This window comes from Sphaerochaeta globosa str. Buddy (assembly GCF_000190435.1).
In the GTDB taxonomy this organism is placed as follows: domain Bacteria; phylum Spirochaetota; class Spirochaetia; order Sphaerochaetales; family Sphaerochaetaceae; genus Sphaerochaeta; species Sphaerochaeta globosa.
This window is the reverse complement of the sequence record NC_015152.1, coordinates 997,112-1,018,083: the sequence shown is the minus strand read 5'-3', so window position 1 is coordinate 1,018,083 and position 20,972 is coordinate 997,112. Positions and strand designations below refer to the sequence as shown.

Here is a 20,972-nt window from a genome sequence, read left to right as displayed (position 1 = left end):
CGATGAGCTATAGTGTAGTATTTGTAGAAGATGAACAAATCGTCCGTGAGGAAATTGTATCCTCGATCCGCTGGGAACTGCTGGGGCTCACCCTGGTAGGGACCGCCGCCGATGGATTGGAAGGAGAGCAGCTGATCAAGCGTGTCGAACCGGACATCGTTATCACCGACATCCGTCTTCCAGCTCAGGACGGACTTACTATGCTCAGCCATTGTCCGATCAACCACGCAGTCATCCTGACCGGCCATACAGACTTCAACTATATGAAACAGGCTATTCGTCTCGGCGTTTTCGACTACCTGCTCAAGCCTATCGATGATGAGGAACTTGAGGAGACCCTTGCCTCCCTGGTTAAGAAAATCCAGGAAGAGGACAAGGATTTTGAGCAATTGAAAAAGAGTACAAACACGACGAATGAACTTATCGCCCTGCCGCGCAATGTGAACAACCATGTCATCGATGCGACCATTGCCTTCATTGCAGACAACTTTGCAAACCCCGTCGGTCTGCAGGAAGCCGCTTCCTACCTTGAACTGAGCGAGAGCCACCTCTCCCGTTTGTTCAAGGAGGTGACAGGATTGAACTTCCTGCAATACCTCAATGCTTGGAGAGTCAACAAGTCGGTTGAACTGATGAAGGACCCGAAGAAAAATATCGGTGAGATTGCAACCAGTTGCGGCTTCCCCACCCCGGGCTACTTCGCCAAGATCTTCAAGCGGTTCACCACCAAGACTCCGACGCAATTCCGCGACGAGCTGGGTACCTTATAGAAAGGAAGCAAACATAGAAGAGAGGCGTTCTGAAGCCCCTCTTCCACCCTTGTCGGCATAGAGCAGGCTACCAAGGCCGAAGCTTCGGGCCTTGTGGATGTTCGGTTCATGGTCATCGACGAAATAGGCATCCTCAAATCTGCAGCCTTCGCTTTGCAGAATCTGCCGAAAGAAGTATTTCGAGGGCTTGGTGGCATGCATCAGATGCGAAGCATAGACCTTGTCAAACAGGGATAGGGCTCCCATGTCATCGAGGATCCGCCAGTGGGGATCGATGGTGTTGGAAGCACATACCACACGCTTTCCGGCCTTTCGCAGTGCTTTGATCAGAGTGACCATCTCATCATTGAATACAGGCTCGAAAGCATCGTAGAAGGGATCACCTTCCACACTGACTCCAAATACCTCTCGGATATGCTGCCAGTACTCTGCACTGGAGAGAAAGCCTTCCATCAGGGGGAACTCATAATGCAGGTAATCGGAAAAAAACTCCTCACGATCCAGGTCGTAACGCTTTGCAATCTTGCCCAGCATCATGATGTTCTTCACGACAACGTTGCCCATATCGAACAAGAAGAGCGAACAAGAGGCGGGAATTGGAGAGTCGAGCCAGGATGCATGGGCCAAGAGAGACTGTTCACTGAAGTGAGTGTCAAAGAGAATAAAGCCCATCCCTAAACGTTTAGCCTCCTCCAGGGCTGCCTGCTTGTCGGTGACAAGCAGGTAGCGATCCAAAGAGGTTTGATAGCTCTCCAGCGGGAATCGATCCAATCGGTCTGCATACAGACCCAACACCGCTTGGGCGGGGTGGGCAGCATCCAAATCGGTACAGAGTCGGTCGTACATAGTTACCCCTTTCTTGATTCGTAGACGGCAGATCCACCGATAAAATACTTGGTCAGCGACATGAAAAGAATGAACATCGGGATGGAAGCCAATAAGGCAGCCGCCATCATTGCCCCTTCGTCGGTACTGCGTTCGAGAGCGAACGAGGAGATGTACTGGGGAATGGTCTTCATTTTATCACTCTGGCTGACCAAAAGCGGCCACAAGAGGTTGTCCCACTGGCTGCGGAATGAAAGGATTGCCAACGTGGCTATGACCGGCTTGCAGTTGGGAAGTACGATACCCCAATAAATGCCGAACTCTCCCATACCATCCACGCGTGCTGCATCGAGAAACTCGGCAGGGAACGTTGTCAGGTACTGCTTCATCTGAAAAACACCAAAAGCACTTACCATGAAAGGAAGAATCAAGCCTATGTAGGAGTTCTGGATGTGCAGTGTCATAATTACCATATACAGCGGGATCATGATGGCTTCGAAAGGGATCATCATCGTAGCCATAATCATCATGAATACGGTATTGCGACCGCGGAAACGGAACTTGGCAAGCCCATAACCGGTAAGGCTGGCCAAAAGTACCGTTGAAATGGCAACCGAGACGCTCACGATCAACGAGTTGGAGATGTTGCGTACAAAAATGTAGGTTTTGTCGTTGCCTTGGATGGCCTTTGCAAAGTTTTCCCAGGCAATGCCATCGGGAATCCAGGTGTAAGGCATTTTCAGAATCTGGCGGCTGGTCATCATCGATGCGCTGATCATGAACAAAATCGGCATCAACGTGAAGGTCAACATAACCAAGAGGACAAGGTAAATGCCGATTTTCGGCAGGGTGAATCTTTTTTCTATCTGCATCCTGTCCTCCTAGTATTCCACATTCTCGCTCTTGGTGGTCTTGAACTGAAGCAAGGTCAAAAGCAACATCATGATGAACAGGACGACGCTCATTGCGCTGGCCCGACCCAAGTACTGGTCCCGAATACCGGTAACATAAATATTAAAGGTGATTACGTTGATCGGGGCGCGGGGAGCTCCGTTGGTATAGAGCATGTACTGGGTACTGAACGTCTTCAGACACTGCAGCATCGCCATAACCGAAACCAAGACTACGGTCGGCTTCAAGAGCGGCAGGGTGATACGCCAGAATACCTGGCTTTTAGTCGCTCCATCGATGGTGGACGCCTCGTAGATTGTCGGGGGAATGGAGGCGAGACCGGTAATGAAAAGAATGACAAAGTAGCCGATATACTTCCAGAAGTAGATGACCATCGTGGAGACCTGTTCCATTACCGGGTCCACAAGCCATCGTCGGTCGACGCCGGGGGTGTTCATCAGAGCGTTGAGCCACTGGTTTCCCAAGCCGCGGGGGTCGAAGATAATCATCCAGATGGTTGCCGCGACTACGCTGGAAAGAATAGCCGGACAGTAATAGGAAATCTGGAGGAATTTCTTGGTCTTTCCACTGGAAAGATTGCTGATGAAAACTGCCAATATGAGGCTGACAATCAACAGGGGGATGAACGTCCCGAGGGTAAAGACCACCGTGGATTTCAAGCTGTTGAGAAAGGAGAGATCACTGCTGGCCCTGCTGGGGTCAAACAGTCTGATGTAATTACCGAGCCCAAGAAACTTCGGGGGTAACTTGCTCAACGCACGCTTGTCGAAAAAGCTGGTAAAAATGGCATTGATGATCGGATAGAAACTGAACAAGGAGAAAAAGAGCATCGCAGGAATGACAAAGACAAATCCCCATCGAGCTTGCTTTCTCTCGATACCCCGATATTTTTTCGTACCCATACTATTCTCCTGGGATGCATAAGAATTGAAAAGAAAGCGGTCCTGTCTTGCAGGCACAGGACCGCTGAATTGAGAATGCTTACTGCTCGTCGATAATTTCCTGTACCGATGCTTTGAGTGTTGCAAGAGCCTTTTCAGGACTTACTCCGCTGAGCATGACAGATTCAACAGCATTACGGATCTGGGTCTGGATCTGAGCCGAGTTCTCTCCATAATAAATCATGTGAGAGCGGGCCATATCGTCGATGAAGACCTGGCTGTAAGGCATGTTCTTCAGCGTATCAGAGGCAAACAGGGCCTTGGTCGGCTGAATGATGTTTCCACCGCGGGTCAGGTACTCCTCGCCATGGCTGAGCAGGTAGCCCGAAAGCTTCCAAGCTGCCTTCTGTACAGCAGGATCGCTGTCGGCATTCACCATGAAGAAGTGACCATAATAGCATGCTGCAACATCACGAACGGCATCCTTGAAGGTAGGATACGGAATTACCATCCATTCGCCGCTATTGAAGAAGTTCGGATTGTCCTTCTCGATTCTGCCCTGCTGATACAAACCGGTATGGGCCATTGCGATGTCGTTGTTGTCCTGGTTGAACAGGTTGCGGGCATTCTTGTAGGTCGGTGAGCCGAGGTTGCGACCTGACGGTCCCCACTGCTGCATATACGTAAGAGCCTTCAACCAAGCTTCATCACCAATGATGGCTTTCTTGCCATCGGCGCTGAGCAAGTCACCACCAAGCTGTTCCACCATGGGAACGAAGAACGTCAAATAATACGGATAGCGGAAGTCATAACCGCGGCGGATGAGGATGTCGCCATCACGGATGACCAGCTTCTCGGAGATGTCAGCCATCTCTTCCCAAGTCTTGGGATAATCCTTTTCAGGATCGAGGCCGGCGGAGCGGAACACTTTCTTGTTCAGGTAAATGGACCAGTTGGTCAGTTCCAAGGGAAGGCCGTATACCTCACCATCGATGGTTACGGTATCCAATACGCCATCCATGTACTTGTCCAACAGATCTTGTTTGTTGGCATAGCCTGCAGCCTGATAATCGACAGGAGCTACACGACCATTGGTAATGTAGGCATACTGGTTTTCGATCGGCAGGTTGAACATGTCAGGACCCTGATTGGCAGCGAAAGCGGTCTGTACCAGCTCAATCTGCTTGACTGAGGCCTGGGTGGAGCGCACAACGGTGATGTTCGGGTTATCTGCCATGAACTTGGCGATAAGCTCAGTCTCGAGCTGGGTTCGGGCCGGATCCTCATGGGTCCAGTACTGGATGGTTACGGGCTTGCTCTCATCAACAACAGCTTCTTTTGCGCCTTGGGCAAACAGAGAAATAGGCAGCAAAAGAGCGAGGAGCAACACAGCGATGAATGTCTTTTTCATGTGAGACCTCCTAAAGTCTATCTACTTTCAGTCTAGAAGCCTTTTGGAAATCCACAAGAAAAAGGTTTTGTGGTTATGCATGCGATTTTGAGTAGACAAACAAGAATGGTGAGAAGAAAGCAGAATCGGAGTACCTGTATACAAGAACTACGACGACAGCCCTTGATAGGAGCGTAAAAACGAAGCAAGTTTCTCCATGGTTTCACTGGAAATGTCGTGCTCGATAAGGCAGGCATCCTGCTCGGCAATGACGGCATCCACTCCCAGCACATCCTTGAGAAAGCTGGTAAGGGTCGTATGGCGAAAATACACCTGGGAAGCTTTGAGCCTACCCTTCTCTGTAAGATGGATATCTCCATAGGTTTCCTGCGTCACATACCCTTCAGAAGCGAGCACCTTCATAGCCCGGTTCACACTCGGTTTGGAGACACCAAGGCGCAAGGCAACATCGGTTGTCCGCACCTTTTCATGTTCCCGACTGAGAGCCAAAACGGCCTCAAGGTAATCTTCCCCTGACTTCTGCATGCAGTGATGGTATCATGCCTCAAGCGATTTGTCATCGGAAGAGAGAAAAAACCTTGACACAAATGTTTGTAACAGCTAACTTATGGTTGAGGGTAAACTATGATGCAGACAACAATGGATGAACTTACCGTAGGTCAAAAGGGAGCTGTGAAGGCAATCCATGCTCCGACACAGCTTAAGCGAAGACTTATGGATATGGGCTTTACCAAAGGGGTTGGCGTAGAAATTGTTAAACTAGCGCCGATGGGCGATCCGATGGAAGTCTCGTTGCGTGGATATCATCTGTGCCTCAGAAAAGCTGAAGCCCGTGCCATTGAATTAAGATAGCATATGCAAACAATTGCGTTGATCGGAAATCCCAATTGCGGGAAAACTACGCTTTTCAATACCCTGACAGGAACTACTGCCTATGTAGGCAACTGGCCGGGAGTCACTGTTGAAAAGAAGGAAGGAGTGGTCAACGGCCACAAGATTCTCGACCTTCCGGGTATCTATTCCCTTTCCCCTTACTCGCCTGAGGAAAAACTGTCCCGGCGTTACATTCTGGATGAACAACCTGACCTCATCATCGATGTAATCGATGCAACCAATCTTGAACGAAGCCTCTATCTGACCAATCAGCTGGCCGAGTTGGGCAGACCTCTTCTGCTTGTATTGAACATGGAAGACCTGCTGGAAAAAGCGGGAATACGCATCGATGTAAAGCGTCTCTCACAAATGACCGGCTGCCCCGTCGTACAAATATCGGCGAGCAAGGGAACCGGCATCATCGCCTTGCTCCAGGAAATCGAACACAGCCTGAATCAGAAGCGACTGCCCATGCAGCCGCTGTTCTCCAATTTTGTCGAACGGTACATCACCACCATCATCGAAGACGATTATCTGCACACGATTCCCAAGGGAAGGCAGATGCGTTGGGCTGCCATCAAGTTGCTGGAAGCCGACGATCTTTTCATCTCTTCCATGCCCCAGCCACCCCAAGCCTTCCAAACGTATATTGCACAAGCCCGAAAGGAATTGGTCGAGCACTATGACGACGATGTGCAGGCAATTATCATCGACCAACGATATAAGGTAGCAGAGCATATTGCAAAAGACTGCCAGATTAAGACCATACAGGCCAAACAGTTTAATTTTGACAGCATCGCCACCAGCAAGTTCGGAGCCATCCCGCTGTTCATAGCCATTATGGCTGGGGTATTCTACCTCTCCATCGGCTTAGTGGGAGGATATACAACCGGTTGGTTGGAAAACCTCTTTGCCTTTGCCTCCCTGCATATCCAGACGTTTGCCGATGCTGTAGGGGTGCATCCATTGCTTTCCGGCATTCTGGTGGACGGCATCATTGCAGGAGTCGGGGCGGTACTGACCTTTGTTCCCCAACTCTTTGTGCTATTCCTCCTGCTCTCCGTACTGGAAGACTGCGGCTACATGGCCCGAATCGCCTTCATCATGGACAGGCTGATGCGCAGCATGGGTCTTTCCGGCAAATCCATCATCCCCTTGGTGATCGGTACCGGCTGCTCCGTTCCCGCCATTATGAGCAGCAGAACCATCGAACACCAGAAACAGCGGGAATTAACCGTCATCGTGACTCCTTTCATACCCTGCGGGGCAAAAATGCCGGTCTTCGCCCTGATGCTTACCTACTTTTTCCCCGGCAAGTGGTTCATCGCCCCTCTTATGTATCTCCTGGGAATTATTGCGGTCGTGGTAACCGGCCTGCTTGCCCGCGCCTTGGACAAGCATAAGGAAACCAATGCATTCATTTTGGAACTTCCCCGGTATCAGATTCCCGCTGCAAAGAACATTTGGCTGCAAACAAAGGAGCGTACGTTGGGATTCATCCAGAAAGCCGGGACGATCATCCTGCTCTCCTCGATCATCATCTACCTGCTCTCTTCCTATTCCTTCAGCTTGCAAGCCGTGGATGCAGAACTGAGCATGCTTGCCATGCTCGGAAGAATCATTTCACCGCTGTTCATTCCCCTGGGTTTTGGGTTCTGGCAGGCAAGCGTCGCACTGCTTACAGGCATTGCAGCAAAGGAATCAATTGTCAGCACCTTGAGTGTAACCATCGGAACGGCATCCCTGGGTGCATTTTTCACAGCCGACACCGCCCTCTCCTATATGACGTTCATCCTGCTCTCCTCTCCCTGTATTGCCGCTATCAGCGCAATGTTCAAGGAGCTTGGCAGCAAACGTAAACTCCTGTTTGCCGTACTTTGGCAGACGGGATTCGCCTATTTGGCAGCGTTGCTGGTACGCTATGCAACCCTGCTACTCCTGTGAGGTCTGTATGCTTGTAGCAATCATTTCCAATATTCTTGTCGGCCTTGTAATCGTCTTACTGGTGATATTTGCACTAAAAACGTTGCACAAGCAGAGCAAGGAAGAGAGTTGCGCTTCATGCGGCACAAAAAAGAACAGTGCATGCAAAGGGTGCAAATTTGCAGATTCCTGTCACTAATATATACATTAACTGAATATTTATACAGAAAGTCTGGAATTTTCCCTCCATTACGGGTACACTCTCCAAAAAGAGCGTATAATTAGTTTGTAATTGAGGAGAAAGAACAATGAAACGATGCACTGTTGTACTGTTGACCCTATTGTTAGTAAGTGCAAGTCTGTTTGCCGCCGGCACCAAGGAACAAGCCATCGGTGGAGACAGCTCCTTGGATAAGGTAATGAGCAAAGGCCAGTTTGTCATGGGATTAGACGACAACTTCCCTCCGATGGGCTTCCGCAATGAGAAGGGAGAGATCGTTGGCTTTGACGTAGACCTCGCCAAAGAAGTCACCAAGCGCATGGGCGTCACCTTGAAATTACAGCCGATCGACTGGAACGCCAAGGAGCAGGAGCTGAATACCGGCAATATCGATTGCATTTGGAACGGATTCACCATCACCGAAGAGCGCAAGCAGGCCATGACGTTCACCGCTCCTTACATTCACAATGCACAAGTTGTCGTAGTACGCGATGACAGTCCGTATACCACCCTCGCCTCCCTCAGTGGCAAGAGCGTCGGCTACCAGGCAGGATCTTCGGCCTCCAGTGCCATCGACGCTTCTCCTGATTTCAAGAAGTCCATCAAGACTTTCATTGAGTTCAAGGAGAACCTGACCGGCCTCATGGATCTTGAGATCGGCGGTATCGATGCCTTGGTTGTCGACGTAACAGTTGCCAACGACAACATCAAGCGCAGCGGCAAGGCTTTCAGAATCCTTACCGAGGAACTCGCCCCCGAAGACTACGGTATCGGATTCAGAAAGGGTGATCAGAAGCTCGCAGACGCAGTCTGGAGCCAGCTGTTGGCTATGAAGGCCGATGGCACCCTAGCCAAGATTTCCACCACCTGGTTTGGTTCAGACATCACCGTTGTCGGAAAATAAGGAAAACGGTATGATGACGGGGAGCATTGCTCCCCGTTTCTTTTTTTTCTAGGAATCTATCCGTTTTGTAGGAGACTTGCATGGGAAACCTCTTGCTGCAGATGCTGGCGGGAACCGTCACGAGCCTGAAAATATTTGCCCTCACCTTGCTCTTTTCCCTTCCATTGGGCTTGTTGGTAGCCAAAGGGAGGATGTCCAAGAATCCAATCATTTCCAACATGGTCAATATCTACATCATGATCATGCGCGGAACGCCTCTCATTCTGCAGTTGCTGTTTGTCTACTTCGCCCCATACTATATTTTCGGAGCTTCCTATGACCGCTTCACTGCTGTAATTGTAGGCTTTGTCATCAACTATGCCGCCTATTTTGCCGAGATTTACCGAGGAGGAATCCAATCCATCCCCATCGGCCAATATGAGGCATCCTTGGTCCTTGGATTCTCCAAAACCCATACCTTCACCCATGTTGTTGCCCCTCAGGTCGTCAAGAGAATCATCCCTGCGATGGGAAACGAAGTCATCACCCTGGTCAAGGACACAGCCCTTGCACAGACCATCGGCGTTGCCGAGTTGTTCAGGGTTGCACAGAATGCATCAGCAAGACAGTTCTCCACCATGCCCATTTTCATTGCGGGCGTCTTTTACTTCCTCATGAACGCACTCGTATCCCGCTCCTTCGACCTGCTTGAGAAGAAGCTCAACTACTACCACTAGGAGACCTGGATGGAAATCATATCAGTTGCAAACCTGAAAAAAGAGTTCGATGGACTGGGAGTGCTCAAGGGCATCTCCTTCACCCTCAACAAGGGGGAAGTCCTCTCCATCATCGGTCCCTCGGGGAGCGGAAAGAGTACCTTGCTGCGCTGTCTCACCCAGCTTGAACCCATCGACGGGGGTACCATCGAAGTCTGTTCCAAGACAATGGTGAGGACGACAGAAGAGGGCAAGGTCTCCTATGCCAACAAGGAGACCCTCAAAGAGGTGCGCCTGAACCTCGGCCTGGTCTTTCAGAGTTTCAACCTCTTCCCTCACATGAGTGTGCTGAGAAATATCACGGAAGCACAGATGCATGTCCTGGGACGCAGTAAAGAAGAAGCGAATCAGGTCGGAAGAAGCCTTTTGGCAAAAATGGGGCTGGAAGAGAAGGAAAAAGCCTACCCCTGCCAGCTCTCGGGTGGCCAACAGCAACGTGTCAGCATCGCCCGTGCCCTCGCACTCAATCCTGATGTGCTTTGCTTCGACGAGCCGACCAGTGCCCTGGACCCGGAACTGACGGGAGAAATCCTGAAGGTCATCAAGGATCTTGCCAAGGAAAAGATGACTATGATTGTTGTCACCCATGAGATGTCGTTTGCCAGGGACATATCAGACCGTGTCATCTTTATGGATGATGGGTTGATTGTAGAGGAAGGGACTCCCCAACAGCTATTCAACGACCCGACCAATCCCAGAACCAAACGCTTCCTCAACCGTTACGAGCAGAATTAGGCGAGCAATATCTGTCCACTGGTGCTGTCGGTATACCTGCCGTTCTGTAAAGCAATAACCCCATTGACCATAACCAGGTCCAGCCCACAGGCTGGAGTCTCTGGATGAGCCTCGTTTGAACGGTCGCAAAGCCCGATCGGGTCGAACAGGACCAAATCGGCCCTATAGCCCTTGGCTATCATGCCTCGGTCGGACAGGCCCAAGCGCTTTGCACCACAACTGGTCATTTTTGCGATAAGTTGCTCAAGACTGAGAACCGGCTCCTGTTTCCAATACCGGTCAAGCAGATGCAAGGCGGCCTGGTAGCTTCTCGGATGGGCTTTCTTGCCGGCATAGAGTGCATCGGTTCCAAAACACATCAAAGGATGGGAGAGAATTCGTTTGATAGAATCCTGACTTTGGGTCACGTCGGTCATCAAGGCCGATCCCTCTTCCTCGGCAAGCAGGTCAAAGAAAGCCTCATAGGGATCCTGCTCACGCTCGCAGGCAATTTCAGCTATGCTTTTTCCCTCGTAGCGGGGATTGCTTTGCAGCACCAATACCTTGATGGCATCCCACCCGCACAGTGAGGCAATACTGTCCCACCCCTGTCCGAGCTCCATCATTGTCTTGATGGAGGATCGCTCCTGCTTGCAAGCAAGTACCTTCTTAAGCTCACCCCTGTTCAGCCTCAGGTAGGGAGGAGGAAGCAGGCTGAAGAGGCTGGTCGATCCGTACTCATAGGGATATTGGTCGAATTGGACATCCACACCCTGTTGGCGGGCTTGTTCGATGAGAGCAAGCATGGAAGGAACCAGATACTGGTTTTTCCTTCCTATCACCTTCAAATGGCTGATCTGAAGCTTCACCCCACTTTCGCGGGCAAGGTCCAGGACCTCTTCAATGCTGGAAAGGATGTCGGAACCTTCGCAACGCATATGCACGCAAAAGAGCCGGTCGAAAGACTTCACAACAGAAAGCAACGCAAGCAACTCCTTGCGGTCGGCGAACAGGCATGGAGCATAGTAGAGGCCGCTGGAAAGGCCGATACACCCCTCCTGTAAACTCTGTTGGAGATACAGACACATGCGCTTGACTTCTGAATCGGTGGCAAGGCGGTTTGGATTGCCCCCCAAAGCAAGACTTCGCAGTGTGCTGTGTGCCTGCAAAAAAGCCATGTTCGTGCCGCTACCTGTCTGCCTCATCGTATCGAGGTAGGACGTAAAGGAAGGCCATCCGACCTTCGGGTAGCGGCCCAGGACATCACCGGTGAGTTCAGCCAGAAAGGGATTGCCCGCTTCGGCGGGAAACACCCCGATGCCGCAGTTGCCTGCCACCTCGGTGGTAATACCCTGCCCGATCTTCGGCCTCATGGAGGGGTTTCTCAGTACTTCGAGATCGCTATGACCGTGGATGTCCACAAACCCCGGACACAACACGCGATTCGAACAATCGAGCATACTCTCAGATTGTGCGCTCAAAGGCGGCAGAATTGCTTCTATAAGGCCATGCTCAACAAGCACATCAGCCTTGAAGGGGGTAAAAGAGGTGCCATCCACCACCGTTGCATTGGAGAACACAACCATGGTAACTACTCCCTTGTGGTAAGTTTGGAACACTCAAAGAGAAGCATCTGCTCAAGCATGCGCAGTGCATTCTGATAATTACCCCTGCTTCTGGTCAATATCATCGCAGCTTTGAACTCATCAACATGTTCAGCATCGAAAAGCGTTGGCGGATACCCGAAACTGATCAACTCCTGGGCGAACGCAAGACTGGCCAACAGACCATCGTACTTGCCGAATGCCTGTATCCGAAGCAGCTCCCCATAGAGGAAAAGAGCTCGGACTACGGGGTGCAAATGAGCCCAGTCACGATCGTATTGGACAAAGAGGGTTTCCATCTGCTGGACTTTTTCGGTGTTCAGATAGGCAACCGGACCCTCCTCCTCAAGTCCTTGACACATCATCTGGTACAACTCTTTCAGTCGTTGCTCGCTCATGTGCGGTCGGCTTTTGCCCTCGATAGGTCCCAATCCATACTGATACAGCATGCGTATCAGGATCGAGCGCATATTCAGTGCCAACAGTTGCATTGCAAAAGGCAGGGAGGGAACAAAGCAACGATTGTACAGTACAGCCAAATCCTGGGCTTCCACAGCACTATCTTCACTTGCAAACGAAGAGAGGACGAACCGGGTCACCAGCCTGTGGTAGGAACGAATGAACTGTTCGGTTTGGGTGATTCGCTTCAGATTCTGTGCTTCAGCCTCCAAGCGTGAGAAATCCATGCCGCCGATTCTCATGTCATGGTTCTTCATGTGCCGAAGGTGCCGTCCATCCCCCGGTTTCGGAGCATCGGAAGGGATATTCCATGCCCAGGAAGTTCTCAGCACCCCATCGACGCGGCCCTCTGAACAGAGAATGCGTACTCTTCGTTCTGAGATACCCCATTTCTTTGCAGCTTCCTTGGCACTTATGTACATTCTGTCACCTCACAACAACTATTCCTACTTTGGTGTAATACCATGAATACAGGCTCTGTGCAAGGATAGGCACACCAACAAGGGGTTTACGAAACACCCTACAATGGGGATAATTGGTTGGAAAGGGAGACCCTTTCCAATTACACCTGGGAGGGTTTTCATGGACATGTATGATGTTGTCATTGTAGGAAGCGGACCGGCTGGCATGGGAGCCGCCTTCACACTCATCCAAAAGCGACCGGATCTAAAAATCCTGATGATCGACCGCGAGAAGGTTTCGACCGGCGGTATGCGCAATGACTGTAAAATGAACTTCACCTACCCAATTGGGTTTCCTGTAGAATATTGGACACAAGAGGTTGCTGAACACTACCTCAAAGAGGTTATCGATTTCCTTAAACCTTCCTTCTTGGACAAATCGAATATCGGTGTTTACCAGAAGCGTGCAGAACGATTGGGTTGTACACTTTTGGAGATCAAGCAAACCCACTTGGGTACAGACGGCGGCCTGCTTTTGATCAAAGAACTCCTTGCCAGGCTCTCAGAAGCCGGAGTGGACCTTTCCCTAGGCGAAGCAATGGAAAGTGTGAATGCAGAAGCTCAGTTCATTGTAACGGAAAAACGGGAGATCGGTTATAAGAAACTCTTGGTCGCCCCGGGAAGAAAAGGCTTTCACTTCCTGCAGGACCTGATGCGGTCTCTCTCCATTCCCTTCATCGACAATATTGTGGACATCGGACTTCGGGTGGAAACCAGAATCGAGCACTACCCCATCGTCCGTGACTATTATGACCCGAAGTTCTACTTCCCCGAAAAGGTCAGAACCTTTTGTACCAACAGCGGCAACGCCCACGTGGTACGTGAACGCTATGCAACCAACCGCGGCGACCAATGGTACTCAGTCAACGGCCATGCCTTCGCCCCTGACGCCCGTCATGACAATGGACTGGTAAACTTTGCGATCCTCAAGACTGTCCGTTTCACCGCCCCCTTGGCAAGCGGCCAGGCTTTTGCAGAAAACCTGGGCCTTCAGGCGGCTCTCATGGGTGGCGGTCAGCCGCTTATGCAACGCGTCGGAGACTTCCGTCTAGGATCACGCAGCAAGGAAGCAAGCTTCAGCGGCGACCTGTATGACTTTGAACCCACCCTTCGCACCTGTTGCCCCGGTGATATCTCTCTAGCCATTCCGGCAAAAATCCTCAGGGCGATTTGGAAGGCGATGAAGAACCTGGACACCATCGTCCCGGGTTTGCTTCACCCTTCAACCATCATGTACTACCCCGAGATCAAGCTGTATGCAAACAAACCAGCCTACCTCGATGAGTACTTCCGTGTCAAAGAGGATATCTGGTTTGCAGGTGATGGAGCCGGCACCAGCCGCGGTATCACCGGGGCATGGGCCAGCGGAATCAGGTCGGCAGAGGGTATGCTCGCCGCCCTATAAGGTGTGGTGGAAACGACTGTTCAGCCACGTAGAGGCCAAGTCCACCCACTGTCTGCACGCGGGATGGGGAGTTCCTACCTCTTGTGTGCACATGGACAGTCCATGACTTCCCTGTTCAAAGAGATGCAATTCGAACGGCACCTGCTCGCGTCTCAAACTGAGAGCGAGCTGCATGCTGTTTTCCACCGGAACCGAGGCATCGGTAACCGTATGCCAGATAAACATCGGGCTGGTGGATGCAGTCACTTGGTTCTCCAGGCTGAAAAGGGTGCGAAGCTTCTCGTCCCCACCGCTTACCCACTCCAAGCTCTCTTTATGGGCATATTCACCACCGCTGATCACTGGATAACAAAGGATCGCTGCGTCAGGGCGGTTGTTCTCGTCCTTGATCGTCTGCCTGCTGACAACCATCTCGTGGTTGTGCAGGATGGCAAGCGAAGCCGCCAAGTGGCCGCCTGCACTGAAGCCGATGATGGCGATACGGGTGGGGTCGCACATCCAGGCTAGTGCGTGTTCACGAATCTTGATCAGGGCATCACTTGCCTCGAGCAGCGGATTGAGATTCTTCGCTTCTTCCTGTACCGAGTAGTCGAGAATAAAGACATTGTAACTCATGTTCAAGAAGTGAAGCGCAACCGGATCGCGTTCACGCTCGGAACGGTACCGATACGCCCCTCCCGGGCAAATGACAACCGACGGCCTGATGTTGCGAATCCCCCCATCGCTGGTGATGTCCTGTAAATACCCGGTTAGAGGAACCTGATTCGGCCCTACTGCAATTTGTATGATTCTCATAGAGCCAATAGTAGCACATTTTTTCGGTATCGCCTTGTGGATGTATGCTCAATCAACATACCTCCCTATCCAAGCAGGAAAACTTTCATTGCCAGATCCGATAGGAAACTGATACAATTCACACGAGAGCCTGACGGACCTCATTCTCTATCTGTTTTAAGCAGATTCAGATGTCTAGCCAAAGAGGAATTAGATGGAACGGATTATTTTGGATGTCGACACAGGCTTGGATGATGCAGTAGCCCTGTTTCTCGCCGCAGGGTTGGAAGAGATCAGCATTGAGGCAGTCATTGCGACAGCTGGCAATGTCGGTTTGGACAAGACAGTGGAAAATACCTTGAATGTCCTGGAAACGGCAGGAATACGATGCCCTGTGTACAAGGGAGCGGACAAGCCTTTGGTACGAAAGCCGATAGAAGCCGGTGATTTCCATGGAAAAACAGGCCTCGATGGCCCGGTGTTTGCACCAAGGCAGTTCCAGCAGGCGCAAGACAAAGACGGCATTGAAGAGCTCATCAAGTTGGTGAAAGCCAATCCCCATCAACTCAGCATCGTCAGTGTAGGTCCCCTCACCGATCTGGCTCTCGCTTTTGAACAGGACCCTTCGGTGGCAAGACTTTGCAAACAAATAATCATCATGGGAGGGTCGTTCAGTCGGGGCAATGTCACAGAAAGTGCAGAATTCAACACCTTTGCCGATCCCGAGGCAGCCGAACGTGTTTTCTCATCCGGTGCGAAAATGGTGCTCTTTCCCTTGGACTGCACCCGTCAAGTCACCCTCAGCCGAAATCGCCTCTCTGATTTCCAAACCAGAAAAGGATTGAGCAACGCAGTATTCTGTGCCTGCATGGAAAGTTATACCGCCAACTACACAAAACGGGGACAGGGAGAGCCGCAGATGCACGATCCTTTGTGCGTAGCGTACCTAGTCGATCCATCCAAGGTGGAAACTGAGTATTGCACGGTTTCTGTGGACATCAAGGAAGGTCCTACCTACGGAAAAACAACCAAAGTTGCCACCATATCGGAAAATGGCGTCTTGATTGCCAAACGAATCGACATCCCTTGGTTTTGGACCTTGGTCGAGCGTGCCCTGGCCAATCTTCCCTAAATCAATGGTAGACAACCAGTTCATCCAAACTTTCACGAATCTTCGGCCGCTCCTGTTCTGCAGGGTAGCCGAAGGTTGCCAGCAAGGAGACCTGCCACTGATCGGCATTCGCATCCAAAACCCTGAGCACCTTCTTCTCGTCGAAGCCTTCAATTGCACAGCTTTGGATACCCATGGCGGCGGAACCGGTCATCATGTTTGCAATGGCCAAATACCCTTGGCTCCTAAGCCAGCAGTCGAGCCTTCCTTCTGATTTGAGAAACTCGTAATAGGGGCGATAATCATCGATGAATACCGGCAAGGGATCGGGAAATCGCTTACCGCGGGTATGCACCAGATCTCCATCAGGATTGGCAAAGGCAGCGGTACGTACCAAAACTGCAACGGTTACTGCACTGGTTCTGACCGATTCCTGGTCAAAACAGGCATGAAACAACGCCTCTTTTTTCTGGAAACTTTTTACGACATGAAAGGACCAAAGCTCAAGACCGAAGGAAGTGGGAGTGAGCCTTCCGTACTCAAGAATCGTATGAATCTCAAGCTCTTCAAGCATTCGCTGTCGGTCGTACTGCTTACAGGCAAACCGATGCTGCATGGCCTCTAGAAAATCCATTGCTATACCTCCAACGCAACGCCCAGGGCAACTTCAATCATGGGAAACAGACCCTTGCTCCGCATTTCGGGGCCAAAACCTTCCCCGCTTACACAGCTGTCGGTCATAGTCAAAAGCGAAAGGGCGCGCTTCGCCGTCCAAGCCGCAGTTGCATAAAGGGCATAGGTCTCCATATCCTGGGCAAGAGCACCCATGCGTGCCCAAGCCTTCCAACTCTCCTGTCCCAAGGCATTGTAGGAGGAGAACAGGTCGCTGGAGAATACCATGCCTGCATGACAGGGATATCCTAATTGTTTTGCCTGGTCAACGGCTTTGAACAGCAATTCACTGTCACAGCAGGGACTGAGTGTTCCCTTCAGGTTGTATTGATGGGCCCAAGCCGAATCAGTGCTGGCAGTCATGGCACAGACCAAATCCCCTATCCCGATCTGTTTTTGCAGACCTCCGCAGGTACCGATGCGGATGATCGCCTTCACATCGTAGGTGGTGAACAGTTCATAGCTGTAGATGCCGATCGAGGGACCGCCCATGCCGGTTGCCATCACTGTGACCTTTTGTCCCTTGAAAAAACCGGTATAGCCCAACATATTTCTTACATCAGTGACAAGGCGTGCATCACTGAGGAAGTGTTCTGCAACCAACTTGGCACGAAGCGGATCGCCTGGGGCGAGGACAACAGGAGCAATATCTGCCTTATCTGCACGATTGTGGGGTGTCATCAGCTGGCCCCCTTCTCATACGCTTTACCGGCAGCGCTGGGTGCATAATTCTTGCCGCTGAAAAGCACCAAGGCGGCAAGCGTGACTACATAAGGAAGAATGTTGAACACCTCCGAGGGAAGAACCCTGAGGGCGGGGAAGTTGTTTGCAATAATGGCAAACGCCTGGGCGGCTCCAAACAGGAAAGCAGCCCCAGTAACCCCGAGGGGTCTCCACCTACCGAATGAAACGGCAGCCAACGCGATGAAACCACGACCGTTGATGGTGTTTGAAGTATATTGGATGGTTTGGGTAAGGACGACGCATCCACCGGCAAGACCGGCCAACACTCCGCTGGCGATGACGGCAAAGTAGCGCATCTTCTTGACGTTGATGCCCACACTCTCCGCTGCTCCCGGATGTTCTCCGCATGCCCTGAGGTGCACCCCGAAAGGAATCTTATAGAGCAGAAACCAAGAGAAAAGCACCACCGCAATGGCAATATACGCCGTGGGATAGATACCCAGAGCGTCAGTCTGCATACCCATGCGGAACTCACGGGTTCGGTCGGCACTGAAAAGAATCTGGCTTGCGAAAATGGTCACCCCGTTGGCCAATAGGTTAATACCCGTGCCGCTTATGGTCTGGTCGGCATTCAGGTTGATGGCGGCAACCGCATGTACCAACGAAAAGAGACCGCCGACGACAAAGCCCAATGCCAAGGCCAGGAAAAGCGAAAGGTTGGGATTCATTCCCGCGCTCTCCATCAGGACATGGGCGGAAGCCGCAGTGCAAGCACCGATGGCCATCAGTCCTTCGAGTGCAATATTTACGACGCCCGCCTTCTCACAAATCATGCCGCCGATGGCGGTGATGAGAATCGGGGCGACGATCATCAAAATTGAAGGAAGCATTCCCCATAGCATACTCATTTGATTCCTACCTCCTTCTGCAACTGCTTCTTATCCAGGTACTCCTGATAGAGTTTCAAAGCCGAACGCAGGGCGATGAAAATTACGATCAGGCCCTGGATGATGAAGGTAATCTCCTTGGGTATCTGCTTGCCCTGCATCAGGGCTTGGGAGTTCTTCAGAAGGCCGAACAGGAAACCTGCCAAGGTTGTTCCCAGAGCCGTACAGTTACCGACCAAGGCAACGGCAATACCGTCAAAGCCGTAATTGTCCATGCCCGAGAGAACCCGTCCATACTTAAAGGAGCCAAGGGCGACGATTCCGCCTGCCAGACCTGCAAAGGCGCCGCTGATGGCCATGGAAATCGAGATGGATCTGACAACCGGAATTCCGCTGGCCCTTGCAGCCTCCTTATTGAAACCGGTGGCCCGCATACCATAGCCGAGGCTGGTTTTCTCCATGATGAACCAATAGACCAATACCGCAATGACCATCATGAAAATGCCGTTGTTCAAAAGGGAATTGTTGGTAATTTTTTGGAAGAAGGTATTGCCGATCAAAGCCGTCTCGGGAAAGTTGGCCGTCTTGTAGGTGGTGGCACCCGGCAATTGCAGGCAGATGATACGACTCAGGTAGAGAGCCACATAGTTGAGCATGATGGTGGAAACCACTTCACTCACTTCATATTTGGCTTTGAGGATGCCTACAACCCCACCCCAGAGAGAACCGATTACGATGGCACCCAGGATGGCCAGCAGCCAATGCAATACAGGAACCTGGGGCCCAAGCAATGCTATTGCCTGGGCGATGGTCAGACCCATGATGTACTGGCCTTCTCCACCGATGTTGAACAGACCTACCCGCTTTGCAAAGCCCATCGAAAGACCGCAGAGTATAAAGGGAACTGAATAGTTCAACGTCTCTGCAATGTAACGGATATTCATCCGTCCATTGTCGATGTTATACCCGCTTAATGCCTGAAAGAGTGCCTTGTACATGTTCAAGGGGTTCTTTCCCACCAGCGCGACCAAAATGGTACCGACAAGAAAACCAAGCACTACGACAAGAACCGAGACAGCACCATCCGATTGGATGAGTTTTTGACGAGTAAGTTTCATCGTACTGCCTCCTTCTTCGAACCAGCCATCATCAGGCCTATTTCGTATTCAGTAATTTCATTCTGTTTGTTTACCGCTACGATGCTCCCCTTGCTGAGGGTTGCAATGCGGTCACAGAGGTTCATGATCTCATCCAACTCGAAGGAAATCAGCAGGATTGCCCTGCCTTTCCCTCTCTCGGCAATGATTCTTTTTCTGATGTATTCAATTGCACCTACATCCAACCCACGGGTAGGTTGGGCAACTACCAGCACCTTAGGGGAGAGAGAAATCTCTCTGGCTACGATGACCTTCTGCTGATTTCCCCCGGACAGGCTTCCGGTATTGGTCTGTGCTCCCTCGGCGCTGCGGATATCGAACTGCTTGATCAGGTTTTCAGCCTCGTTCTTCATAGCATCAAAATCAAGCACGCCGAAACGCTTCCGATAGGGGCTTAGGTAGTAATTTTTCAGTGCGGTGTTCTCTGCGATGGAGAATTCGCCTACCACCCCGAATTTCTTCCGGTCTTCAGGGATATAGCCGAGGCCCGCCTGGATCCTCTCCCGGATGGAGAGGTTGCCCATGGATTTGCCATCAAGAAGGATTGCCCCCCCTGAAAGGGGCAGCAGACCGATAATGGAACCCAATAATTCACTTTGGCCGTTACCATCGACACCGGCGATACCGACTATCTCCCCTTCATGCACATCAAGACTCAGGTCCTTGACGCGTACGATGCCGCTTTGGTCGGTCACCTGCAGGTTCTGCAGGCTGAGCATTACCTTGCCTACCCGCTGTTCAGGCTTCTCAATTTCAAACTTCACCGCTCGGCCCACCATCATTTCAGCAAGGTCTTGTTCACTGACATCCTTGACTATGACAGTTCCGATGCAACGTCCGCGACGCAGCACCGTACAGCGATCGGCGACTTCCTTGATCTCTTTCAGCTTGTGGGTGATAAGCACTATGGTCTTTCCCTCGGACCGAAGCTTCTTGAGGATGTCCATCAACTCATCAACCTCTTGGGGAGTCAATACAGCGGTAGGTTCGTCAAAGATAATGATGTTTGCATTACGGTAGAGCGTTTTCAGGATCTCTACACGTTGCTGCTGCCCCACGGTAATATCTTCCACCAATGCGTCAGGGTCTACTTTCAATGCGTACTGGTCACTGAGTTTGGCCACGCGCTCTCTGGCACTTTTCATGTCGAGCATCCCACCCTTCGTGGGTTCCATGCCCAATACTATATTTTCGGCAACCGTGTAATTCTGCACCAGTTTGAAATGTTGGTGCACCATCCCTATTCCCAGACTGGTAGCCACATTCGGATTCTTGATATCCCTAGGCTTTTCATCGAGAAGAATGGACCCGCTGTCAGCACTGTACGATCCAAACAATATGGACATCAGAGTCGACTTGCCTGCACCGTTCTCACCCAGCAAAGCGTGTATTTCTTGATGCTTCACCTGCAGGGTCACCATGTCGTTTGCCACCACTCCGGGAAACGTTTTGGTGATGTTCCTCATTTCTATTGCGTATTCGCTCACCATCAGCTCCTTATTGCAAGGCTCTCTGTCTGACCACGCTCTTACATGGGCACACAGAGAGCCGGCAGTTTCCTGCCGGCATT

22 protein-coding genes are annotated in these 20,972 nt (G+C 51.2%); 9 read left to right on the top strand and 13 right to left on the bottom strand.

Annotated features, from left to right (window positions below; translation table 11 throughout):
* Window positions 1-2: 2 nt before the first annotated feature.
* Complete coding sequence (locus SPIBUDDY_RS04775; protein ID WP_013606627.1) at window positions 3-770, top strand: response regulator transcription factor; 768 nt, start codon at window positions 3-5, stop codon at window positions 768-770.
* On the opposite strand, the gene SPIBUDDY_RS04770 is transcribed toward SPIBUDDY_RS04775, so the two are convergent.
* The 5 genes from SPIBUDDY_RS04770 to SPIBUDDY_RS04750 all read right to left on the bottom strand — a co-directional run bounded on the left by SPIBUDDY_RS04770 (window position 765) and on the right by SPIBUDDY_RS04750 (window position 5,324).
* Window positions 765-1,616 (bottom strand): HAD family hydrolase, encoded by an 852-nt coding sequence (locus tag SPIBUDDY_RS04770; RefSeq protein WP_013606626.1) that lies wholly within the window; start codon window positions 1,614-1,616, stop codon window positions 765-767. The two genes, SPIBUDDY_RS04775 and SPIBUDDY_RS04770, sit on opposite strands and share 6 nt — an antisense overlap.
* A 2-nt stretch (window positions 1,617-1,618) precedes the next feature.
* Window positions 1,619-2,467, bottom strand: a complete 849-nt coding sequence (locus tag SPIBUDDY_RS04765; protein WP_013606625.1) for a carbohydrate ABC transporter permease — start codon at window positions 2,465-2,467, stop codon at window positions 1,619-1,621.
* A gap of 9 nt (window positions 2,468-2,476) precedes the next feature.
* The gene (locus tag SPIBUDDY_RS04760) at window positions 2,477-3,409 is read right to left on the bottom strand and encodes a carbohydrate ABC transporter permease (RefSeq protein ID WP_013606624.1); all 933 of its coding nucleotides are present in this window, start codon (window positions 3,407-3,409) and stop codon (window positions 2,477-2,479) included.
* A gap of 79 nt (window positions 3,410-3,488) precedes the next feature.
* Complete coding sequence (locus SPIBUDDY_RS04755) at window positions 3,489-4,799, bottom strand: extracellular solute-binding protein (protein WP_013606623.1); 1,311 nt, start codon at window positions 4,797-4,799, stop codon at window positions 3,489-3,491.
* 147 nt (window positions 4,800-4,946) lie between these two features.
* Window positions 4,947-5,324, bottom strand: coding sequence for a metal-dependent transcriptional regulator (locus SPIBUDDY_RS04750; RefSeq protein WP_013606622.1), 378 nt, complete (start codon window positions 5,322-5,324; stop codon window positions 4,947-4,949).
* A gap of 99 nt (window positions 5,325-5,423) precedes the next feature.
* On the opposite strand from SPIBUDDY_RS04750, the gene SPIBUDDY_RS04745 reads away from it, so the two are divergent.
* The 6 genes from SPIBUDDY_RS04745 to SPIBUDDY_RS04725 all read left to right on the top strand — a co-directional run bounded on the left by SPIBUDDY_RS04745 (window position 5,424) and on the right by SPIBUDDY_RS04725 (window position 10,209).
* Complete coding sequence (locus SPIBUDDY_RS04745; protein ID WP_013606621.1) at window positions 5,424-5,651, top strand: FeoA family protein; 228 nt, start codon at window positions 5,424-5,426, stop codon at window positions 5,649-5,651.
* Window positions 5,652-5,654: 3 nt separating this feature from the next.
* A complete protein-coding gene (gene feoB, locus SPIBUDDY_RS04740; protein ID WP_013606620.1) occupies window positions 5,655-7,616 on the top strand; it encodes a ferrous iron transport protein B in 1,962 nt (653 codons plus the stop codon).
* On the top strand, window positions 7,594-7,794 hold the full coding sequence (locus SPIBUDDY_RS16505; RefSeq protein WP_155816059.1) for a FeoB-associated Cys-rich membrane protein: 201 nt from the start codon (window positions 7,594-7,596) through the stop codon (window positions 7,792-7,794). The genes feoB and SPIBUDDY_RS16505 overlap by 23 nt, the downstream gene beginning before the upstream one ends.
* A 109-nt stretch (window positions 7,795-7,903) precedes the next feature.
* Complete coding sequence (locus tag SPIBUDDY_RS04735; protein WP_013606618.1) at window positions 7,904-8,719, top strand: amino acid ABC transporter substrate-binding protein; 816 nt, start codon at window positions 7,904-7,906, stop codon at window positions 8,717-8,719.
* Window positions 8,720-8,799: 80 nt separating this feature from the next.
* A complete protein-coding gene (locus SPIBUDDY_RS04730; protein ID WP_013606617.1) occupies window positions 8,800-9,435 on the top strand; it encodes an amino acid ABC transporter permease in 636 nt (211 codons plus the stop codon).
* 9 nt (window positions 9,436-9,444) lie between these two features.
* The gene (locus tag SPIBUDDY_RS04725; protein ID WP_013606616.1) at window positions 9,445-10,209 is read left to right on the top strand and encodes an amino acid ABC transporter ATP-binding protein; all 765 of its coding nucleotides are present in this window, start codon (window positions 9,445-9,447) and stop codon (window positions 10,207-10,209) included.
* On the opposite strand, the gene SPIBUDDY_RS04720 is transcribed toward SPIBUDDY_RS04725, so the two are convergent.
* Window positions 10,206-11,774: an N-acyl-D-amino-acid deacylase family protein gene (locus tag SPIBUDDY_RS04720; protein WP_013606615.1), complete on the bottom strand. Its 1,569-nt coding sequence runs from the start codon at window positions 11,772-11,774 to the stop codon at window positions 10,206-10,208. The genes SPIBUDDY_RS04725 and SPIBUDDY_RS04720 overlap by 4 nt on opposite strands.
* Window positions 11,775-11,779: 5 nt before the next feature.
* Window positions 11,780-12,673, bottom strand: coding sequence for a Fic family protein (locus SPIBUDDY_RS16370; protein ID WP_013606614.1), 894 nt, complete (start codon window positions 12,671-12,673; stop codon window positions 11,780-11,782).
* A gap of 160 nt (window positions 12,674-12,833) precedes the next feature.
* Between SPIBUDDY_RS16370 and SPIBUDDY_RS04710 the strand changes: the two genes are divergently transcribed.
* Entirely contained in the window at window positions 12,834-14,117 is a 1,284-nt protein-coding gene (locus SPIBUDDY_RS04710) for an FAD-dependent oxidoreductase (RefSeq protein ID WP_013606613.1), read from the top strand.
* Here SPIBUDDY_RS04710 and SPIBUDDY_RS04705 read toward each other — a convergent pair.
* The gene (locus SPIBUDDY_RS04705) at window positions 14,112-14,912 is read right to left on the bottom strand and encodes an alpha/beta hydrolase (protein WP_013606612.1); all 801 of its coding nucleotides are present in this window, start codon (window positions 14,910-14,912) and stop codon (window positions 14,112-14,114) included. The two genes, SPIBUDDY_RS04710 and SPIBUDDY_RS04705, sit on opposite strands and share 6 nt — an antisense overlap.
* Window positions 14,913-15,105: 193 nt before the next feature.
* On the opposite strand from SPIBUDDY_RS04705, the gene SPIBUDDY_RS04700 reads away from it, so the two are divergent.
* Entirely contained in the window at window positions 15,106-16,023 is a 918-nt protein-coding gene (locus tag SPIBUDDY_RS04700; RefSeq protein WP_013606611.1) for a nucleoside hydrolase, read from the top strand.
* Between the two features lies 1 nt (window position 16,024).
* Here SPIBUDDY_RS04700 and SPIBUDDY_RS04695 read toward each other — a convergent pair whose 3' ends face one another.
* The 5 genes from SPIBUDDY_RS04695 to SPIBUDDY_RS04675 are packed head-to-tail and all read right to left on the bottom strand — an operon-like array spanning window position 16,025 to window position 20,889.
* Window positions 16,025-16,636: a nitroreductase family protein gene (locus tag SPIBUDDY_RS04695; RefSeq protein ID WP_013606610.1), complete on the bottom strand. Its 612-nt coding sequence runs from the start codon at window positions 16,634-16,636 to the stop codon at window positions 16,025-16,027.
* Between the two features lie 2 nt (window positions 16,637-16,638).
* Complete coding sequence (gene deoD / locus SPIBUDDY_RS04690; protein ID WP_013606609.1) at window positions 16,639-17,355, bottom strand: purine-nucleoside phosphorylase; 717 nt, start codon at window positions 17,353-17,355, stop codon at window positions 16,639-16,641.
* The gene (locus SPIBUDDY_RS04685) at window positions 17,355-18,266 is read right to left on the bottom strand and encodes an ABC transporter permease (protein ID WP_013606608.1); all 912 of its coding nucleotides are present in this window, start codon (window positions 18,264-18,266) and stop codon (window positions 17,355-17,357) included. The genes deoD and SPIBUDDY_RS04685 overlap by 1 nt, the downstream gene beginning before the upstream one ends.
* Complete coding sequence (locus tag SPIBUDDY_RS04680; RefSeq protein ID WP_013606607.1) at window positions 18,263-19,363, bottom strand: ABC transporter permease; 1,101 nt, start codon at window positions 19,361-19,363, stop codon at window positions 18,263-18,265. Before SPIBUDDY_RS04680 ends, SPIBUDDY_RS04685 begins: the two co-directional genes overlap by 4 nt.
* Complete coding sequence (locus SPIBUDDY_RS04675; RefSeq protein ID WP_013606606.1) at window positions 19,360-20,889, bottom strand: ABC transporter ATP-binding protein; 1,530 nt, start codon at window positions 20,887-20,889, stop codon at window positions 19,360-19,362. Before SPIBUDDY_RS04675 ends, SPIBUDDY_RS04680 begins: the two co-directional genes overlap by 4 nt.
* Window positions 20,890-20,972: the final 83 nt, after the last annotated feature.

Bases quoted from the DNA above. Each gene is read 5' to 3' on its own strand.
- SPIBUDDY_RS04775 (WP_013606627.1), top strand. From the start codon at position 3: ATGAGCTATAGTGTAGTATTTGTAGAAGATGAACAAATCGTCCGTGAG.
- SPIBUDDY_RS04770 (WP_013606626.1), bottom strand. From the start codon at position 1,616: ATGTACGACCGACTCTGTACCGATTTGGATGCTGCCCACCCCGCCCAA.
- SPIBUDDY_RS04765 (WP_013606625.1), bottom strand. From the start codon at position 2,467: ATGCAGATAGAAAAAAGATTCACCCTGCCGAAAATCGGCATTTACCTT.
- SPIBUDDY_RS04760 (WP_013606624.1), bottom strand. From the start codon at position 3,409: ATGGGTACGAAAAAATATCGGGGTATCGAGAGAAAGCAAGCTCGATGG.
- SPIBUDDY_RS04755 (WP_013606623.1), bottom strand. From the start codon at position 4,799: ATGAAAAAGACATTCATCGCTGTGTTGCTCCTCGCTCTTTTGCTGCCT.
- SPIBUDDY_RS04750 (WP_013606622.1), bottom strand. From the start codon at position 5,324: ATGCAGAAGTCAGGGGAAGATTACCTTGAGGCCGTTTTGGCTCTCAGT.
- SPIBUDDY_RS04745 (WP_013606621.1), top strand. From the start codon at position 5,424: ATGATGCAGACAACAATGGATGAACTTACCGTAGGTCAAAAGGGAGCT.
- feoB (WP_013606620.1), top strand. From the start codon at position 5,655: ATGCAAACAATTGCGTTGATCGGAAATCCCAATTGCGGGAAAACTACG.
- SPIBUDDY_RS16505 (WP_155816059.1), top strand. From the start codon at position 7,594: ATGCAACCCTGCTACTCCTGTGAGGTCTGTATGCTTGTAGCAATCATT.
- SPIBUDDY_RS04735 (WP_013606618.1), top strand. From the start codon at position 7,904: ATGAAACGATGCACTGTTGTACTGTTGACCCTATTGTTAGTAAGTGCA.
- SPIBUDDY_RS04730 (WP_013606617.1), top strand. From the start codon at position 8,800: ATGGGAAACCTCTTGCTGCAGATGCTGGCGGGAACCGTCACGAGCCTG.
- SPIBUDDY_RS04725 (WP_013606616.1), top strand. From the start codon at position 9,445: ATGGAAATCATATCAGTTGCAAACCTGAAAAAAGAGTTCGATGGACTG.
- SPIBUDDY_RS04720 (WP_013606615.1), bottom strand. From the start codon at position 11,774: ATGGTTGTGTTCTCCAATGCAACGGTGGTGGATGGCACCTCTTTTACC.
- SPIBUDDY_RS16370 (WP_013606614.1), bottom strand. From the start codon at position 12,673: ATGTACATAAGTGCCAAGGAAGCTGCAAAGAAATGGGGTATCTCAGAA.
- SPIBUDDY_RS04710 (WP_013606613.1), top strand. From the start codon at position 12,834: ATGGACATGTATGATGTTGTCATTGTAGGAAGCGGACCGGCTGGCATG.
- SPIBUDDY_RS04705 (WP_013606612.1), bottom strand. From the start codon at position 14,912: ATGAGAATCATACAAATTGCAGTAGGGCCGAATCAGGTTCCTCTAACC.
- SPIBUDDY_RS04700 (WP_013606611.1), top strand. From the start codon at position 15,106: ATGGAACGGATTATTTTGGATGTCGACACAGGCTTGGATGATGCAGTA.
- SPIBUDDY_RS04695 (WP_013606610.1), bottom strand. From the start codon at position 16,636: ATGGATTTTCTAGAGGCCATGCAGCATCGGTTTGCCTGTAAGCAGTAC.
- deoD (WP_013606609.1), bottom strand. From the start codon at position 17,355: ATGACACCCCACAATCGTGCAGATAAGGCAGATATTGCTCCTGTTGTC.
- SPIBUDDY_RS04685 (WP_013606608.1), bottom strand. From the start codon at position 18,266: ATGAGTATGCTATGGGGAATGCTTCCTTCAATTTTGATGATCGTCGCC.
- SPIBUDDY_RS04680 (WP_013606607.1), bottom strand. From the start codon at position 19,363: ATGAAACTTACTCGTCAAAAACTCATCCAATCGGATGGTGCTGTCTCG.